The sequence below is a fragment of the Variovorax sp. KK3 genome (assembly GCF_001984055.1).
GTDB lineage: Bacteria > Pseudomonadota > Gammaproteobacteria > Burkholderiales > Burkholderiaceae_C > Variovorax.
In genome coordinates this window covers 17,148-33,069 of sequence record NZ_LYVO01000048.1, presented here as the reverse complement: position 1 = coordinate 33,069, position 15,922 = coordinate 17,148, and the positions used below count along the sequence as shown (strand labels likewise).

At 63.8% G+C, this 15,922-nt stretch carries 18 protein-coding genes; 12 read left to right on the top strand and 6 right to left on the bottom strand.

What is annotated here, in order from left to right; genetic code table 11:
• Window positions 1-31: 31 nt before the first annotated feature.
• The 3 genes from B0W80_RS21465 to B0W80_RS21455 all read right to left on the bottom strand — a co-directional run bounded on the left by B0W80_RS21465 (window position 32) and on the right by B0W80_RS21455 (window position 2,929).
• Window positions 32-931: a YihY/virulence factor BrkB family protein gene (locus tag B0W80_RS21465; protein WP_179106991.1), complete on the bottom strand. Its 900-nt coding sequence runs from the start codon at window positions 929-931 to the stop codon at window positions 32-34.
• Between the two features lie 56 nt (window positions 932-987).
• Window positions 988-2,193: a GAF domain-containing sensor histidine kinase gene (locus tag B0W80_RS21460; RefSeq protein WP_077001193.1), complete on the bottom strand. Its 1,206-nt coding sequence runs from the start codon at window positions 2,191-2,193 to the stop codon at window positions 988-990.
• A gap of 67 nt (window positions 2,194-2,260) precedes the next feature.
• Entirely contained in the window at window positions 2,261-2,929 is a 669-nt protein-coding gene (locus B0W80_RS21455; RefSeq protein WP_256856641.1) for a DUF421 domain-containing protein, read from the bottom strand.
• A 128-nt stretch (window positions 2,930-3,057) separates the two neighbouring features.
• Between B0W80_RS21455 and B0W80_RS35085 the strand changes: the two genes are divergently transcribed.
• Window positions 3,058-3,282 (top strand): hypothetical protein, encoded by a 225-nt coding sequence (locus tag B0W80_RS35085; protein WP_143684720.1) that lies wholly within the window; start codon window positions 3,058-3,060, stop codon window positions 3,280-3,282.
• A gap of 58 nt (window positions 3,283-3,340) precedes the next feature.
• Here the strand turns inward: B0W80_RS35085 and B0W80_RS21450 are convergent, their stop codons facing one another.
• Window positions 3,341-3,820, bottom strand: a complete 480-nt coding sequence (locus B0W80_RS21450; RefSeq protein WP_077001192.1) for an Lrp/AsnC family transcriptional regulator — start codon at window positions 3,818-3,820, stop codon at window positions 3,341-3,343.
• 126 nt (window positions 3,821-3,946) lie between these two features.
• On the opposite strand from B0W80_RS21450, the gene hppD reads away from it, so the two are divergent.
• The 3 genes from hppD (at window position 3,947) to B0W80_RS21435 (ending at window position 7,414) form a co-directional block, all read left to right on the top strand.
• A complete protein-coding gene (hppD, locus tag B0W80_RS21445; protein ID WP_077001191.1) occupies window positions 3,947-5,041 on the top strand; it encodes a 4-hydroxyphenylpyruvate dioxygenase in 1,095 nt (364 codons plus the stop codon).
• 17 nt (window positions 5,042-5,058) lie between these two features.
• Window positions 5,059-5,967, top strand: a complete 909-nt coding sequence (gene phhA, locus B0W80_RS21440; protein WP_077001190.1) for a phenylalanine 4-monooxygenase — start codon at window positions 5,059-5,061, stop codon at window positions 5,965-5,967.
• A gap of 67 nt (window positions 5,968-6,034) precedes the next feature.
• Complete coding sequence (locus B0W80_RS21435; protein WP_077001189.1) at window positions 6,035-7,414, top strand: class II 3-deoxy-7-phosphoheptulonate synthase; 1,380 nt, start codon at window positions 6,035-6,037, stop codon at window positions 7,412-7,414.
• 61 nt (window positions 7,415-7,475) lie between these two features.
• Here B0W80_RS21435 and B0W80_RS21430 read toward each other — a convergent pair whose 3' ends face one another.
• Window positions 7,476-8,642, bottom strand: a complete 1,167-nt coding sequence (locus B0W80_RS21430; protein ID WP_077001188.1) for a mandelate racemase/muconate lactonizing enzyme family protein — start codon at window positions 8,640-8,642, stop codon at window positions 7,476-7,478.
• A gap of 54 nt (window positions 8,643-8,696) precedes the next feature.
• On the opposite strand from B0W80_RS21430, the gene B0W80_RS21425 reads away from it, so the two are divergent.
• The 3 genes from B0W80_RS21425 to B0W80_RS35080 all read left to right on the top strand — a co-directional run bounded on the left by B0W80_RS21425 (window position 8,697) and on the right by B0W80_RS35080 (window position 11,809).
• A complete protein-coding gene (locus B0W80_RS21425; protein ID WP_306171867.1) occupies window positions 8,697-9,680 on the top strand; it encodes a LysR substrate-binding domain-containing protein in 984 nt (327 codons plus the stop codon).
• A gap of 304 nt (window positions 9,681-9,984) precedes the next feature.
• Window positions 9,985-11,130 carry a DUF262 domain-containing protein gene (locus B0W80_RS21420; RefSeq protein ID WP_077001187.1) on the top strand — a complete coding sequence of 382 codons (1,146 nt, stop codon included), beginning with the start codon at window positions 9,985-9,987 and terminating at the stop codon, window positions 11,128-11,130.
• 10 nt (window positions 11,131-11,140) lie between these two features.
• On the top strand, window positions 11,141-11,809 hold the full coding sequence (locus B0W80_RS35080; protein ID WP_143684719.1) for an MAE_28990/MAE_18760 family HEPN-like nuclease: 669 nt from the start codon (window positions 11,141-11,143) through the stop codon (window positions 11,807-11,809).
• Between the two features lie 36 nt (window positions 11,810-11,845).
• On the opposite strand, the gene B0W80_RS21415 is transcribed toward B0W80_RS35080, so the two are convergent.
• Entirely contained in the window at window positions 11,846-12,430 is a 585-nt protein-coding gene (locus B0W80_RS21415) for a molybdopterin-dependent oxidoreductase (RefSeq protein ID WP_077001186.1), read from the bottom strand.
• Between the two features lie 449 nt (window positions 12,431-12,879).
• Here B0W80_RS21415 and B0W80_RS21405 point away from each other — a divergent pair, with 449 nt between their 5' ends.
• From B0W80_RS21405 to B0W80_RS21385, 5 genes are all read left to right on the top strand, one after another.
• Window positions 12,880-13,101, top strand: coding sequence for a helix-turn-helix domain-containing protein (locus B0W80_RS21405; protein ID WP_077001184.1), 222 nt, complete (start codon window positions 12,880-12,882; stop codon window positions 13,099-13,101).
• Window positions 13,102-13,237: 136 nt separating this feature from the next.
• Window positions 13,238-13,855 carry a hypothetical protein gene (locus B0W80_RS21400; RefSeq protein ID WP_077001183.1) on the top strand — a complete coding sequence of 206 codons (618 nt, stop codon included), beginning with the start codon at window positions 13,238-13,240 and terminating at the stop codon, window positions 13,853-13,855.
• A gap of 69 nt (window positions 13,856-13,924) precedes the next feature.
• The gene (locus tag B0W80_RS21395; RefSeq protein ID WP_077001182.1) at window positions 13,925-14,347 is read left to right on the top strand and encodes a secondary thiamine-phosphate synthase enzyme YjbQ; all 423 of its coding nucleotides are present in this window, start codon (window positions 13,925-13,927) and stop codon (window positions 14,345-14,347) included.
• Between the two features lie 14 nt (window positions 14,348-14,361).
• Window positions 14,362-14,781 (top strand): ester cyclase, encoded by a 420-nt coding sequence (locus B0W80_RS21390; protein ID WP_077001181.1) that lies wholly within the window; start codon window positions 14,362-14,364, stop codon window positions 14,779-14,781.
• Between the two features lie 92 nt (window positions 14,782-14,873).
• Window positions 14,874-15,794, top strand: coding sequence for a DMT family transporter (locus B0W80_RS21385; protein ID WP_077001180.1), 921 nt, complete (start codon window positions 14,874-14,876; stop codon window positions 15,792-15,794).
• Window positions 15,795-15,922: the final 128 nt, after the last annotated feature.

Below are 15,922 nucleotides of genomic sequence, written 5' to 3'. Positions count from 1 at the left end.
CGGCAAGCCGTCGAGCTTTCCTGAACAGGTACTACGACGAGTCCGCGGCGACGCGCCGCGACGGCTCCGCTTTCTCGCGCAGCACCGCGTTGATCTCGGCGCCGAAGATGAGTGTCGTGGCGCTGATGTACAGAAACACCAGGGTCGCCACCACGCCCGCGAAGCTGCCGTAAAGGAGCGCCAGCGACCCCGCGGTGCGCAGCGCGTACGACAGCGCGACGGCCGCGCATACCCACAGCGCCGCGCCGAAGAGCGCGCCCGGCACGACGGTCGACAGACGCTGGCGAATGTCGGGCAGAAACCCGTACAGCAGCGCATAGAGCGTGGCCAGCACCACGAAGGCAAGGCCGTAGCGCACGCTGTTGCGCATCCATAGCGCCTCTTGCCCGACGCCGATGGTGGCCTCGAGCAGCTTCCAGACATACGGCATGACGACGACCGAGCTGAACGCGGCCACGATGCCGACGCCGACGATCGCCGTGAACAGCGTGACCTTGATGCGGGCCCGCCAGAAGGCCAGGCCGCGGTCGATGCCGTAGGCCCGGTTGAGTGCGGTGCGCACCGCCTGCAACCCCGATGAGGCCGTCCACAACGTGGTCAGCAGGCCGATGGTCAGCAACGCCTGGTTGCGCTGCGCCATGACCTGGTCGATGACCGGTTGCACCGCATCGCGCACCGGCTGCGGTGCATAGCTCATCACGCGGCCGGCCAGGGTCGCCATGTCGCCGGGCTGCCCGACATAACCGGCGGCCGCAGACAACAGGATGAGCAGCGGAAACATTGCCAGCACGGAAGAAAAGGCCAGGCTGCCCGCCTGGTTGGCGCTCTGGTGCCGGATGTAGTGGTGAATGGCGAGCAGGATGACACCCAGCCCCGGCGTCGCCAACGCGAGGTCGCGCACGCGCCGGAACACATGGGCCAGCTCACGCACGGCCGGCCCCACGTGCGAACCCGATCGACTCCGCAACGGCGCCAGGCATGGCCAGCCTACGCGACGACTGCGCTGCCGGGAGAAGTCGGAATGCGGACGATGAAGCGCGTTCCATCCTCGCGAGATGAAGACACCTGGATGGTCCCCCCGTGCGACTTCACGATCATCGAGCAGATGTGCAAACCCAGCCCCAGCCCGCCGTGGCCGCGGTTCTGGGCCGGGCGCCAGTACGGCTGAAAGATCCGAGTCAGGTTCGCAGGCGCGATCGGCTCGCCCCAGTTCCTGACGCTGAGGTTCAGCCACGGCCCTTCGAGCCAGGCCGCCACCTCGATCGGCTGGTCATCGGCGCCGTGCGTGAGGGCATTGCCCAGCAGGTTGGAAAGCACCTGCTGCAGCCGGCCACGGTTTCCGCGCACCGGGCCGGGCACGCGAATGTTCCCCTCGATCCGTCTCGTCGGATTGGCCGAGGCGACTTCCGAAATCACATCCGAAAGCGCCACCTCCAGATCGGCGATCTCCTTGAACGCCAGGTCGAGCTTGCCGCCTATGCGCGCCTGGGCGAAGTCCATGACGTCGCCGATCAGGTGCCCCATGCGCTTGGTGGTGGACCGGATGAGCTGCGCCGTCTTCGCGGCCTCGGGCTCGGACGTGCGCCGGGCCATCAGCTCGCCGATCAGGCTCAGCGTGGCCAGCGGGTTGCGCAGGTCGTGGCCGAGGACCGCGATGAACTGGTCCCGCAGCTCGATGGCCTCTTCGGCATCGATCCGGGCGACTTCGGCCGCGAGGTTCTTGTCCTCGAGCTCCAGCATGTGCGCGATCATGTCCGCGAAGCCCCGGAACAGCGCGATCGTCTTCTGCTCCGAGATTTCGTGCGGGTTCGGGTCGATGGCACACAGGTTGCCGAAATAGCTGCCGTCGCTGCGGATGATCGGCACCGAGATGTAGCTTTCGATGTTGTACAGGCGAGGCGTGTGATGCTTGCAGTACACCGGGTGCTCGCTGGCATGGTCGAACACGACCGGTTGGCGCGCCGCACGCGACTCGATGCACAGGGTCGTCTGCACGTCGAGCTGGCCGCCGGGCTGCAGCCCGAAGTTGATGCGGTCGAGCACGGCACATGCCGTCCAGCTGGTGTCGTCGACCCGCGCCACGGCCGCGAAGCCCATGCCGGTGTTGTCGCAGATGACACGAAGCAGTGCGGGCACTGCGCTGATGCGCTGAACGGTCTCGACATCGCGCGCAATGACGTCTGGCAGGGTCATGGTTCTCCGGGTAGGTGGGTCACTTTAGCACCTTGGCATTAACGCCCCCTGACGATCGATTCAAGCGCTAATGGCCCGATTCCTGGCCTGCCGAATTCGAATCGGCATTGGCGTGACGCTTGCCGTCGCGAGTGAACACACTCAAAGTGCCGTCGCTTTCAAGCCGTGCGATTCGCACTTCGCCGATCGACTCGACGCCCTGCTCGCGGAGCTTGCCCCGGAGTTCGTCCATGGTCATCATTTCTCGTGCCAGCACGCGCCTGTTCGGCCGGCCGTGGCGCACCACGACCTCAGCCGGCGGCTCCATGAAACGCGCGACGGCGGGCACGCGGTAGCCCAGCCAGTCCATCAGGTAGTTCCAGCCTGCCAGTGTCGCGAGCAGCACGAACCCGTCGCCCACCGTCTTGTAGTCGCCCTGCATCGCGTTGCTGGCGGCATCGGCGACGAGCACGACGAAAAGCAGATCGGCCACGCTCATGGCGCCCACGTCGCGCCGCAGGACGAAGCGAAACACGATGAACAGGGACCAGTAGACCGCAGTGCCGCGAAGGACCATTTCCCACACGGGCTTCTCCAGCCACAGGACATCGAGCACGGTGTTCTCTCTTTCGTTCGAGCAGAAGCGAGCCTCGTTCATGAAGCACGCCGCGGCAAGCGCGGTTCGGGAGCTTCGAAGGTAGGCCGCCGCCGATAACTCGGCGTGGTCGTGCTGCGACGGGTCGGCGGCCGCCTCCAATCGCATCGCGTTGCAACCGTCGCGGTCTGCAGCGTAGGAGGTCCGCGTACGTCTCGTCGGGTCATTTGCTCCGGGGCGACCGTGCGGGCGCAACATAGAACAGCCAATTCAATCAACGGACTTCCTGCATGAACACCTCTGCGCGCAAGCCCCGTCGACGGACCACTCGCTTTGAATACGTTCAGCGCATCCAGATGCTGGCGGCGCTTCAGGCGGTCAACGAGCCGCGGGCGGAGGACTGGGCGAAGGGGCTGGACGCGAGATATGCCCAGCTTGGCGGGACATCCCAGAACCCGAGCGGTGGAGACCTCGAAGAAAACAGCGACGTCGAGCCGGGGCCCGAAGAGCGATAGCCAGTGAGCCGGTCCGCTGGGCTTCGTTGTACTGGCTGCAGATGTCTGCCCGTCTTCTTCAGACCAATGTCACGTTGCTCTTGAACGGCCGCATCACGAAGCTCGTGCGGCAGTCCTGCACGCTGGGGTGCTTGAGCAGCGTGTCCATGACGAAGCGCGTGTAGTGGTCCATGTCGGCCACCACCACCTTGAGCAAGAAATCCATCTCGCCCGTGAGCGACACGCACTCCATCACTTCGGGCCAGGTCTCGACGGCGGCGGCGAACAAGTCCATGGGATTGCGCTTCTCGCGGCCGCTCTGCTTTTCCATGCGCACGTTGATGTAGGCCGTCAGCCCCAGGCCGATGCGCCGCGCGTGGATCAACGCCACGTAGCCCGCGATGACGCCCGCCTCTTCGAGCCGCTTGACGCGCCGCAGGGTGGCAGAAGCCGACAGAGCGACCTTGCCGCCCAGTTCCTCATACGACAGCCGGCCGTCTTGCTGCAGGGCAGCAATGATGCGCCGATCCATCGCATCGAGTTCATAAGAGTCTTCCATCGATCAATTCTTGCATGATTCGTGCAGGGCGATCAGCGCAGGCCGCAGATTTGCACGATATCTGCGGCCCACGGCGCCTACAGTGAAGCCTTCCACCCCACACCCCACATTAACCACCCCACCAACATGGCCGACCTCTTCGACAACCCCATGGGACTCTGCGGATTCGAGTTCGTCGAATTCGCCTCACCCGAAGCCAACCTACTCGAGCCCCTGTTCGAGAAGATGGGTTTCACGCTCGTCGCGAAGCACCGGTCCAAGGACGTGGTGCTCTACCGCCAGGGCGACATCAACTTCATCGTCAATCGCGAGCCCAAGAGCCTGGCCGGCTACTTCGCGGCGGAGCACGGCCCCGCGGCCTGCGCCCTCGCCTTTCGCGTGAAGGACTCGCACAAGGCCTATGCGCGCGCGCTCGAGCTCGGCGCCCAACCGGTCGACGTGCCGACCGGCCCCATGGAGCTGAGGTTGCCGGCCATCAAGGGCATCGGCGGCGCACCGTTGTATCTGATCGATCGCTTCGAAGACGGCAAGTCGATCTACGACATCGACTTCGAGTTCCTGCCCGGCGTCGACCGCCATCCGAAGGGCGTCGGCCTTCAGGTGGTGGACCACCTCACGCACAACGTCTACCGCGGCCGCATGGCGCATTGGGCGGCGTTCTACGAGCGGCTCTTCAACTTCCGCGAAATTCGCTACTTCGACATCAAGGGCGAATACACGGGCCTGACCTCCAAGGCCATGACGGCGCCGGACGGCATGATCCGCATCCCCCTCAACGAGGAAGCCGGCAAGACCTCGGGCCAGATCGAGGAGTTCCTCATGAAATTCAGCGGCGAAGGCATCCAGCACATCGCGCTGCTGACGGACAACCTCATCGACACGGTCGACCAGTTGCAGATGGCCGGGGTGCCGCTGATGACAGCACCCAACGACATCTATTACGAGATGCTGCAGGAGCGCCTGCCCGGCCACGGCCAGCCCGTGCCCGAACTGCAGGCGCGCGGCATCCTGCTCGACGGCGACACCAGCGGTGGCCAGCAGCGCCTGCTGCTGCAGATCTTCAGCGAGACACTGCTGGGCCCGGTGTTCTTCGAGTTCATCCAGCGCGCCGGCGACGATGGCTTCGGCAACGGCAACTTCAAGGCGCTGTTCGAATCGCTCGAACGCGACCAGATCCGCCGCGGCGTGCTGCAGGTCGAAGAGGAAGCGCAAGCGCAGTAACCCACCAGGAGGCGAACATGCTGCAGCAGCTCAAGGAAATCACCAAGCACGGCCTGGCCGGCGGCGCAGATCGCCCCGACCGGCCCGACTGGACCATCGACCAGGGCTGGGACCGGTACACACCGCAAGACCACGCGGTGTGGAAGACCCTCTTCGAGCGCCAGAGCAAGCTGCTGCCCGGACGCGCCTGCGACGAGTTCGTGCGCGGCATGCAAAACCTGCCGATCGGCCCCGACCAGATCCCGAACTTCGAGCAGCTGTCCGAAACGCTCATGAAGAGCACCGGCTGGCAGATCGTCGCCGTGCCGGGCCTGGTGCCCGACGACGTGTTCTTCGAGCACCTGGCGAACCGGCGCTTTCCTTCTGGCAACTTCATCCGCAAGCCGACCGAGCTCGACTACCTGGAGGAGCCGGACGTGTTCCACGACGTGTTCGGCCACGTGCCGATGCTGATGAACCCGGTGATCGCCGACTACATCCAGGCCTACGGCGAAGGCGGCCTGCGCGCCAAGCGCCTGGGCATGCTGGAGAAGCTGGCGCGCGTGTACTGGTACACCGTGGAATTCGGGCTGGTGAAGCAAGCCGATGGCTTGCGCATCTACGGCGCGGGCATCGCCTCGTCGGCCACCGAGACGATCTTCGCCGTCGAAGACCCCTCGCCCAACCGCGTCGGCTTCGACCTGGAGCGCGTGATGCGCACCAACTACCGCATCGACGATTTCCAGGAAAGCTACTTCGTGCTCGACGATCTCGACGACCTGCTGCAGCTCGCGCACATCGATTTCGCGCCGCTGTACGAGCGCGTGGCCGCAGCCAGCGACTTCGAGCCCGGAGACGTGCTGCCGACCGACGATGTCGTGACCCGAGGCAGCGGGCGCTATCACGCGCTGCGCCGCTCGCGGCAAGCGTCGCCACACGGCACTTGACGGGCGTGCCGCGGTGGAGGAGTGTGGCGGGCAGCCCCTCACGCACTCCAGCCACACCCTCGACACCATGGCAGCCACCTCATCCTGGTCACCCTCGTCCTGGCGCCTGCACAAGGCGCTGCAGCTGCCGAACTATCCCGACGCACAGGCGCTGATCGAGGCCGAAGCCCGCCTCGCGGCCCTCCCTCCGCTGATCTTTCCGGGCGAGATCACCCAGCTCAAGAAGCGCCTCGCCGCCGTGTCGCGCGGCGAAGCCTTTCTGCTGCAGGGCGGCGATTGCGCCGAGAGCTTCGACGAGCTGGGCCAGGTGCCCGTCGAGTCGACCTTCAGGGTGATCCTGCAGATGGCCGTGGTGCTGACCTATGCCGCGGCATGCCCGGTCATCAAGCTCGGGCGCATCGCCGGGCAGTTCGCGAAGCCCCGGTCGTCCGACACCGAAACGCTGCAGGGCGCGACCCTGCCCTCGTACCGCGGCGACATCATCAACGGTGCCGACTTCACGCCGGCGGCGCGCACGCCAGACCCGCAGCGGCTGCTGACCGCCTACTCACACTCGGCGGCCACGCTCAACCTGCTGCGCGCGATGGCGCAAGGCGGCTTCGCGGACCTGCACCGGGTGCACGGCTGGACTGCGGACTTCGTGCGCCGCAGCCCGCAGGGCGAGCGATTCGAAGAGCTGGCCGATCGCATCGCGCAATCGCTGGCCTTCATGGAAGCCTGCGGCTTCGACGCGGCCGCCGCGCCGCAACTGCAAGCCGTGGAGTTCTACACCTCGCACGAGGCCTTGCACCTGCACTACGAAGAGGCGCTCACCCGGATCGACGAGGCGACCGGCCGCGCCTACGGTGCGTCGGCCCACATGCTGTGGCTCGGCGAGCGCACGCGCGGCATCGAAGGCGCCCACGTCGAGTACTTGCGCGGCATCGACAACGCGGTGGGCGTCAAGCTCGGGCCCACGGCCAAGGCAGAGGACGTTCTGGCCCTGCTCGATCGCCTCGACCCCGACCACGAGCCCGGCCGCATCGCGCTGATCGCGCGCAGGGGCAGCGACAAGGTCGCAGCCGCACTGCCTGCGCTGCTGCGTGCGGTGAAGAGCGCAGGCCGCACGCCGGTCTGGTGCTGCGACCCGATGCACGGGAACACCGTCACCTCGTCCAACGGCTACAAGACGCGGGACTTCGCGCGCATCCTCGATGAAGTGCGTGGCTTCTTCGCGGCGCATGCGCAGGAAGGAACGTACCCCGGCGGCCTTCACTTCGAGATGACGGGGCAGGACGTCACGGAATGCCGCGGGGGCGCGCAGCAATTGGGCGACGAAGCCCTGGCAGCGCGCTACCACACGGCGTGCGATCCCCGGTTGCACGGGTCGCAGAGCCTGGAGCTGGCGTTCCTGGTCGCGGACGTGCTGCGTGCTCCGGCGGCTGCACGCGTGCGTCGGGCGCCTTGAGCGAGCTGCCGACGAGGGCCGGCACAAGCCCGGCCCTTCGCCAGCCACAGTTGCCGCCGCCTCAGGCCGACAGCGCCTGCATCTCGCGGTACAGATCGGCCTTGCCCTCGAAGCCGATGCCCGGCAGGTCCGGCAGCGTCACGTAGCTGTTGTCGACCTTCACGCCATCGGGGAAGCCGCCGAAGGGCTGGAACAGGTCGGGGTACGACTCGTTGCCGCCCAGGCCCAGCCCGGCGGCGATGTTCAGGGACATCTGGTGGCCGCCGTGCGGGATGCAGCGGCTGGCCGACCAGCCGTGTTCCTCGAGCATGTCGAGCGTGCGCAGGTACTCCACCAGGCCGTAGCTCAGCGCGCAGTCGAACTGCAGCCAGTCGCGGTCGGGGCGCATGCCGCCGTAGCGGATCAGGTTGCGCGCGTCCTGCATCGAGAACAGGTCTTCGCCGGTGGCCATCGGGTTCTTGTAGAAGTTGCGCAGGGCGGCCTGCAGCTCGAAGTCGAGCGGGTCGCCCGGCTCCTCGTACCAGAACAGGTCGTACTGCGACAGTGCCTTGGCGTAGGCGATCGCGGTTTCGAGGTCGAAGCGGCCGTTGGCGTCGACGCACAGCTTCTGGCCGTCTTGCAGCACTTCCATGATCGAGTCGATGCGGCGCAGGTCTTCGTCGAGCGATGCGCCGCCAATCTTCTTCTTCACCACCGTGTAGCCGCGGTCGATGTAGCTGCGCATTTCGTCCTGCAGCTTCTTGTGGTCCTGGCCCGGGTAGTAGTAGCCGCCGGCGGCGTACACGAAGATCTTGCGGTTCGGCTTGCCGTCCCCGTAGCGGTCGGCCAGCAGCTGGAACAGGGGCTTGCCCTCGATCTTGGCGACCGCGTCCCACACCGCCATGTCAATCGTGCCGATGGCCACCGAGCGCTCGCCGTGCCCGCCGGGCTTCTCGTTGGTGAACATGGTGTTCCAGATCTTGTGCGGATCGAGGTTGTCGCCGCTGTCGTCGACCAGCGACTTCGGGTCGGCTTCGAGAATGCGCGGAATGAAGCGCTCGCGCATCAGCTTGCCCTGGCCGTAGCGGCCGTTGGAGTTGAAGCCGTAGCCCACCACGGGCTTGCCATCGCGGATCACGTCGGTGATCACCGCGACCAGGCTCAGCGTCATCTTGCTGAAGTCGATGTAGGCATTGCGGATGGGAGAACTGATGGGAATGGTCTTCTCGCGAATCTCGACGATCTTCATGGTGCGGCTCGGTAGGTTGTGTTTCGACGGGGGCTATGCTCCCGCGTTCGCGCCTTGCTGACCAATGCTGTTTTTCTAGACTTCCATGCTTTGAAAGAACCGGCCATGACGATGACGATGAATCTGCTCTGGCTCGACGACTTTCTGGTGCTGGCCGAAACGGGCAACTTCTCGCGTGCGGCCGACGAGCGGCACCTGACGCAGCCCGCCTTCAGCCGCCGCATCCGCTCGCTCGAAGAATGGCTCGGCGCCGACCTCTTCGACCGCAGCGTGCAGCCCGCCAAGCTCACCCCCGCCGGCGAATGGCTTCGCGGGGCCGCGCAGGACTTGCTGGCGCACGTCGCGCGGCTGCCGGGCGAGGCCCGCACGGTGGCCGAAGCCAATGCCCGCACGCTGCGGCTGGCGTCGACCCATGCGCTGTCTTTCACCTTTCTTCCCGCCTGGCTGCGCGGGCTCGAGACGCGGGCGATCCTGGGGCGCATTCAGCTCGATTCCGACGTGCTGGAGCGCTGCGAGTCGCTGCTGCAGCAAAGCAAGGTCCACATGGTGCTGAGCCATTCGCATCCAAAGGCCAAAGGCGCGCTCGAGGCCGCCGGCTATGCATCGACGCAGGTAGGAGACGACGAGTTGATTCCCGTGTCGGCGGCCGATGCGAAGGGCAAGGCACGCCACGCGCTGCCCGAACTGCGCGCGAGCCAGGTGCCGTTGCTGAACTACAGCGACGAATCCGGCTTGGGCCGCATCCTTCGCGCCGTGGCCGGCCCGAAGCTCGAACAGCTGCCCGTCGACGTGGTCTTCACCGCGCACCTGGCCTCGGTGCTCCGCACCATGGTGCTCGACGGTCGCGGGCTCGCGTGGCTTCCGCGAACCTTGATCGAAGACGACCTCGCGTCGGGACGGCTGGTCGAGTCGGCACTGCCGAAGTGGCGCATTCCGCTGGAGATTCGTCTGTACCGGGACAGGATCACCTTGGGGGATGCGGTGGAGTCGTTCTGGCGCGAGGCGTGCGAGGCAAGCTCGATGCACGCGATGCGATAACGGACCACCGACCGGTCGTCTGCTCTTGCAGCGGTTTTCAACTCGTGCGCAGCACGCCCACCAACGCCTGCGCTTCGCCGTCGCGAAGATGAAGCAATTGGCTGGCAAACGGGCGCCTCCATTCATGAACCACCTGCCCAACGCGGACCGACTTCACCGTGCCCAGCAGCAGATCGGGGTGTCGTGCGCATTGAGCACCGAGGAACGAACGTCCGTTGCGTGACGTAGCGTGGGGCAAGAACGCAGCGATACGATAAGTTACGAGTTATGCTTCACGCGCAATCGATTGAACCAAAGGCTTTCCATGAAACTCAAGACCGACGTCGACACCAAACGACGCGAAATATCGTCCGACAACCTTTCGATGTCCATCGGCGAATTGCTGAACCTCTACAAAGAAGGTGAGCTTGACATCCATCCGGAGTTTCAAAGGGTCTTTCGTTGGGAAATCGATCAAAAATCGCGATTAATCGAATCCTTGTTACTCGGCATTCCACTGCCCTCAATTTACGTTGCAACCAACGATAAAGGGGTGTGGGAAGTCATCGACGGAGTTCAAAGGCTTTCGACGATTTTCGAGTTCATGGGCGACTTGAATGGTCCAGCATCCGAAGAAGATGATTCAGTTAAAAGAAAGCCGCCGCTGACACTTGAGGCGACCAAGTATCTGCCCAGCCTTGCCGAAGTTACATTTGCAAAAATGGATAGCGCTTTGCGTCTCGAGTTTAAACGTACGCGTTTGGATATTAAGGTGCTGGCCAGAGAACACAAAGGCACATCCACTGGAAAGTTCGATCTATTTGAACGCCTCAACACTTATGGTGAACCGCTTTCGCCGCAGGAATTGCGGAATTGCGTACTTGTGAGCTTGAACTCAAAAATGTTCAGATGGTTGAGAAGCCTCGCAGCCGATCCCGACTTCCGCGCATGCACGCTACTCAGTGAAACCCAATTGCAGGAAAAGTACGACATGGACTTAGCTTTGCGCTTCATTGTGCTTCGCGATGTGGAGCCCAAATCGATCGGCGACGTGCATGAGTTTCTGAGAGAGCAGATGGAATTGATTGCTCTTCAGGACGATTACGACTTCGACGCAGAAGAAACACGATTCAAAGCAGTTTTTCAATTTTTCAATGAGCATTTAAACATTAACTCATTTCGCGCGTGGAATGAAAAAATTGGTTCGTTCAGAGGTGGGTTCTCGTTAGCTGCCTATGAAGGTCTTGGGCTGGCCGTCGGCAGAGAATGGCCCGAAATTAAAAAAGTGAAATCAAAATTCAACTTGAAGCGAGTCGTAGAAGCACTGTGGAAAACTGGAGCTTACAAGGGAAGCTTTTCTGGGCTAAGGGCGCGAGAACGCATGGTGCGCGTTTCGCCAGTTGCATCAGAAGTTGTTCTTGAAGAAGTCAAGAATGTACGGCGACCGGCAGTAAAAAGACCAGCCAGATAGAGTCAGCTCGATGGCCATCGCTTCATTAGAAGGTTTTCAAGCCAAACTCACGCGAGACTTATCATGGAGAAAAAAGGAAATAAGCGATTTTCGAGTAGCTGTCAGCGGAGTGACGGATTCCATCTACCTGTGCAGGGCAGGTCTTGTGCTGATTTGCGCCCATTGGGAGGGATTTCTGCGTAGATCAGTGGAACTGTATATTGAGCATGTATTTGCGAAAAAGCTCAAAATCAAGGAGCTTAACCCAGCATTTGTAGCTCTAGCGTATTTCAGTGACGTGAAAAAGGCCTCCGAATCTAATTACCCGGGAAGCGCAGACACACACGTAAGGCTTGCCGAGCGCATTCGCCGTGGCAACGAAGAAATTTGTGATATACCTGGATGGACTGCAAGGACGGAAGGCAATCCGGGATCAGACGTGGTGGAACGCCTATTGTCTTCAGTTGGAGTAGATATAAAAATTGGACTGGATGACGCAACTTGGGGCGCAACTCGGGTCTTTATAAACGAACAGATTGTGGCAGACCGAAACAGAGTGGCGCATGGCGAAGGAACGCCGGTTTCGAAAGAACAGTTTCTGGAGCGATCTCAACGTCTGCTCGATCTTTTAGATGCGCTGAACAACGTGTTATTTGATGCAGCCGAAAACGAGCGATATAAGAGCTTGCTAGTCGACTAATGAATTGGCCCTGGTGACGGCAATTGCAGGGACGCCTCATCCAGGCGTTACCTCGATGCTATACAGCCCCCACGGGCACAGCGCGAACCGCTCCTTCAACGGCTTGTCCTTGAACGCCGTAAGCGTGTCGGCCTCGTACACCGCCCACTGCGGCCCCAGGCCGCCGAGCGCGAGCGGGGCGCCGTCGATCTCGGTGGCCACGATCATCTTGTAGTTGCGCGCGTCGGCGATCTTGACCGGCACCACGTAGCCGTCGACCGCGCGCATGGCCAGCAGCACGTCGCCGGAAGTCGGCACGCCGGCCAGTTCCAGAACGCCGGTGAGCAGCGGCCCCGACAGCACATGCGGCTTGGCGTCGTACTCCAGCGTCGGCTTGATCCGCACGGCCGGCAGGCCGCGCAGCGCTTCCGCGTCCACCACGAAGGCTTTGTCGAACTTCACGCCGTGCTTCACGAGAAGCTGATCGAGCGCCGGATCGAGCGGGCCGCGGTTGGTCTTGCCGATGGCACCGCTGATGGTCATCAGGCCCGGGCCCTTGCGGACCGGGTCCGCCGCTTGGGCGCCAACATACGGGGCAAGGCTTGCGATGGCGGCCGTACCGAGAAAGTGCCGCTTGTTCATGGTGCGCGATTGTCGATCTGTGAATCGCCGCTTGTCTATCCCGCGTCCGGCGTACTACCTTCACAGTGGCTGCCCAGTGGCCATCGGTCAACACCGACCGAATGCCTTGAGAGTGATCCAGCCGAGTTCCGTGATCCTGCGCACGACCACACCCGGCTGAGGCCATTCGTCCGGCAGAAACACAACTTGCATCGTCGCCTCGACGCGACCGCTATGCACCAACGCGCATGCAGCTTCGATGTCTGCGTCAAAGATGAGGACCGCGGGCAACTCCTGTGCGGCGACCCGCCGGAGCAACGCCATGGATCTCAGCCAGTCAACGTTCTTCCTGCTGAACTGCTTCGCTGAAGATGCCACCCGCTGCTCCTCCCATGCACATCACGATCCAAGGGTTCAAATATACGAATTAGTGTGTATGCGAATTAAAGCATAGAACCGAGAGTCGCCCGATGGAAACATTGGCTCAGCGGTTTGGCAAAGTGGTCCGCGACATGCGCGTGGAAAGAGGGCTCAGCCAAGTGGACTTCGGCGAGAAGTGCGGGTTCTATCAAACGTATTTGAGCCGTATCGAGAACGGGCACGCCAATCCTTCGCTGAACGCGATGGAGGTCATCGCCAATGCGCTTGGGGTCACCGTGTTTCAGCTGTTCGAACGCGTGCGAGTCGGCTAGGGGCCATTCCTCCAACGCCGCAAGCGCCGGCCTCATCCCCATGACGGCCGCGGAGTCGTGCCGGACTTCACGGTTTCACGCTCGCCGCAAAAAATAGCCCGAAAGTATTCGCTGCATCGACATCAGAATCCGGGGCATGACACCCCGCACCTCCTTCCAGCGACTGATGAAACGCCTGATCGCGTGGATCAACGGCCCCATTCATGCCACGCTCGGCGTCGCCGGGCCGGCACCCGGGCAAGCCGTCGATCGAACCGCTCGAAAGCAGGCTTCGGCAACGCGATCACCCGAACAGGCAAGAAGCGAACTGGCCCGCCTTCGCGCAAATGCGTCGCAGCGCCACGCACCGGTCAAGATCGAAAGGCCCACCGCCTTCGACGCTGCCGTTTTCGAGAACTTCACGCCGTCCGCCGCGACGGCGAAAGCGATGCCGCAGGAGGACTATCCGAGCACGGTCATCGTTCCTCGGATGGCCCAGGCAGTGAAATCAGCGCCGCAAGACGACTACCCCAGCACCGTGATCGTTCCCAGGACGACCGCTGTGGCAAAACCAACGACCCAGGACGACTACCCGAGCACGGTCTTCATTCCTCGCGCGGCCGCTGCGACGAAGTCAGTGCCCAAGGACGATTACCCGAGCACTGTGTTCATTCCTCGGGTGGCTCCGGCCTCCGTTGCTGCGCGAAAGATGCCGCCGCAGCAGGACTACCCGCGCACGGTGTTCGTGCCGCGTAGTTCCGCAGCGCAGCGATAGGTGAAACGCCGCGCACGCGGCGAGCGATAGCGGCGCGGCGCGGGCGGCCGAAGGCGTACCCTTCCGCCCATGCCCAGCCAGTTCAGCACCACCCTCGACATCCCGACCCCGGGCCGCGGCTTGGTCGAGATCACGCGCTACGTGACCGAGTGGGTCCACGCCCAGCGTGTGCAGACTGCCCTGCTCACCCTCTTCATCCGCCACACCTCGGCCAGCCTGCTGATCCAGGAGAACGCCGACCCCGACGTGCAAGCGGATCTCGACCGCTTCTTCGCGCGCCTGGTGCCGGACGGCGACCCGCTGTTCCGCCACCGCGACGAAGGGCCCGACGACATGCCGGCGCACGTGCGGGCCGCGCTCACGGCCGTGCAGTTGTCGATTCCGGTGACCGACGGGCGCCTGGCCTTGGGCACGTGGCAAGGCATCTACGTGTGGGAGCATCGCGTGCGGCCGCATCGTCGGCAGGTGGTGCTGCATCTGCTGGGCAACTGAACGGAGCGCACACGATGACGAAAGCCGAAATGCTCCGCGTCTACCACGCCTACATCGAATGCCTGAATCGCCAGGACTGGGCGGAACTGGGTCGCTACGTCGCCGACGACGCGATGCACAACGGCCGGCCGTTCGGGCTTGCCGGCTACCGCGAGATGCTGGAGAAGGACTTCCGCGACATACCCGACCTGCGCTTCAACGTGCGACTGCTGGCCGTCGATCCGCCCATGGTGGCCAGCCGGCTCGACTTCGACTGCTCGCCGGTGGGCGACTTCATGGGCCTTGCGGTCGACGGCAGGCGTGTTTCGTTTTCGGAGAACGTGTTCTACGAATTCGAGGACGGGAAGATCGCGCGGGTCTGGTCGGTGGTCGACAAGATGGCGATCGAATCGCAGTTGCCGATGCGTGGGGGCGCGAACAGCACTTCCACTTAGACCATCGGCCTCGCGGGCCGGAGTCGATTGCCTGTGGCAGGATCGGGCCCACGCGCCCGCGTCGCCTCACGAGACATGTCTCTTCGTTCGCCATGAGTTCACCGTCCTGGTCCGCAAGGCCCTCCTCCCACGCCAACACGCGCGCCATCGTCACGATGATGGCGGCCATGGGCTGCTTCGTGACCAACGATGCGCTGGTCAAGCTCGTGAGCGAATCCATGCCGTCGGCGCAGCTGATCTTCGTGCGCGGGCTCATGGCATCGGCGCTGGTGCTGGGGGTGGCGCAGGGCCAGGGCGCGCTGCGCGAGCTGCGCTCCGTGCTCAACCCGCGGGTGGCGCTGCGCGGCGCGATCGATGCCTGCGCGACCATGCTGTACCTGCTGTCGCTGTTCCAGCTGCCCATCGGCAACGCCACCGCCATCAACCTCGCCGCGCCGCTCTTCATGACGTTGTTCGCCGTGCTCTTCATGGGCGAGCGCGCCGGCGCCGCGCGCTGGTCGGCCGTGATGCTGGGCTTCGTCGGCGTGCTGTGCGTGGTGCAGCCGAGCAGCGACGGCTTCAACGCCTGGGCCCTGCTGTGCCTGCTGGGCACGCTGTTCCATGCCATGCGCGACCTGATGACGCGCAGCATCGACCCGTCCATCCCGTCGATCATCATCACGCTGGCCACGGCCCTGGCCGTCACCGTGCTGTCGGGCTGCATCACGCTGGCCACCGGGTGGCAGCCCTTCGGCCTGCGCGAGTTCGCATTGCTCGGCGTGGCCGCGGGCTTTCTGGCCTCGGGCTACTTCCTGCTGGTGCAGTGCATGCGCGCCGGGGAGGTGTCGCTGACCGCCCCGTTCCGCTACACGGCGGTGCTCTTCGCCATGGTGCTGGGCTACGGGATCTGGGGCGAGGTGCCCACGGGGTGGGCCTGGCTCGGCATCGCGCTGCTGGTCGGCTCGGGGCTCTACATGCTGCACAGCGAGCGGGGCCGCAACCGCACCGCGGCGCTGGATGCACAGCCGGAATAGCCGGCGGGTCATTGACGCCGCCACCTCGGACCGATGCGCGGTGTCGCACTGCATCGATCGCAAACGTCCCACAGCAGAGCGGGCACCACCTGCCAAGCTCATGGCTTCCCGCCACCGGAAGAAGATCG

Bases quoted from the DNA above. Each gene is read 5' to 3' on its own strand.
- B0W80_RS21460 (WP_077001193.1), bottom strand. From the start codon at position 2,193: ATGACCCTGCCAGACGTCATTGCGCGCGATGTCGAGACCGTTCAGCGC.
- B0W80_RS35085 (WP_143684720.1), top strand. From the start codon at position 3,058: ATGAACACCTCTGCGCGCAAGCCCCGTCGACGGACCACTCGCTTTGAA.
- B0W80_RS21450 (WP_077001192.1), bottom strand. From the start codon at position 3,820: ATGGAAGACTCTTATGAACTCGATGCGATGGATCGGCGCATCATTGCT.
- hppD (WP_077001191.1), top strand. From the start codon at position 3,947: ATGGCCGACCTCTTCGACAACCCCATGGGACTCTGCGGATTCGAGTTC.
- phhA (WP_077001190.1), top strand. From the start codon at position 5,059: ATGCTGCAGCAGCTCAAGGAAATCACCAAGCACGGCCTGGCCGGCGGC.
- B0W80_RS21435 (WP_077001189.1), top strand. From the start codon at position 6,035: ATGGCAGCCACCTCATCCTGGTCACCCTCGTCCTGGCGCCTGCACAAG.
- B0W80_RS21430 (WP_077001188.1), bottom strand. From the start codon at position 8,642: ATGAAGATCGTCGAGATTCGCGAGAAGACCATTCCCATCAGTTCTCCC.
- B0W80_RS21420 (WP_077001187.1), top strand. From the start codon at position 9,985: ATGAAACTCAAGACCGACGTCGACACCAAACGACGCGAAATATCGTCC.
- B0W80_RS35080 (WP_143684719.1), top strand. From the start codon at position 11,141: ATGGCCATCGCTTCATTAGAAGGTTTTCAAGCCAAACTCACGCGAGAC.
- B0W80_RS21415 (WP_077001186.1), bottom strand. From the start codon at position 12,430: ATGAACAAGCGGCACTTTCTCGGTACGGCCGCCATCGCAAGCCTTGCC.
- B0W80_RS21405 (WP_077001184.1), top strand. From the start codon at position 12,880: ATGGAAACATTGGCTCAGCGGTTTGGCAAAGTGGTCCGCGACATGCGC.
- B0W80_RS21400 (WP_077001183.1), top strand. From the start codon at position 13,238: ATGACACCCCGCACCTCCTTCCAGCGACTGATGAAACGCCTGATCGCG.
- B0W80_RS21395 (WP_077001182.1), top strand. From the start codon at position 13,925: ATGCCCAGCCAGTTCAGCACCACCCTCGACATCCCGACCCCGGGCCGC.
- B0W80_RS21390 (WP_077001181.1), top strand. From the start codon at position 14,362: ATGACGAAAGCCGAAATGCTCCGCGTCTACCACGCCTACATCGAATGC.
- B0W80_RS21385 (WP_077001180.1), top strand. From the start codon at position 14,874: ATGAGTTCACCGTCCTGGTCCGCAAGGCCCTCCTCCCACGCCAACACG.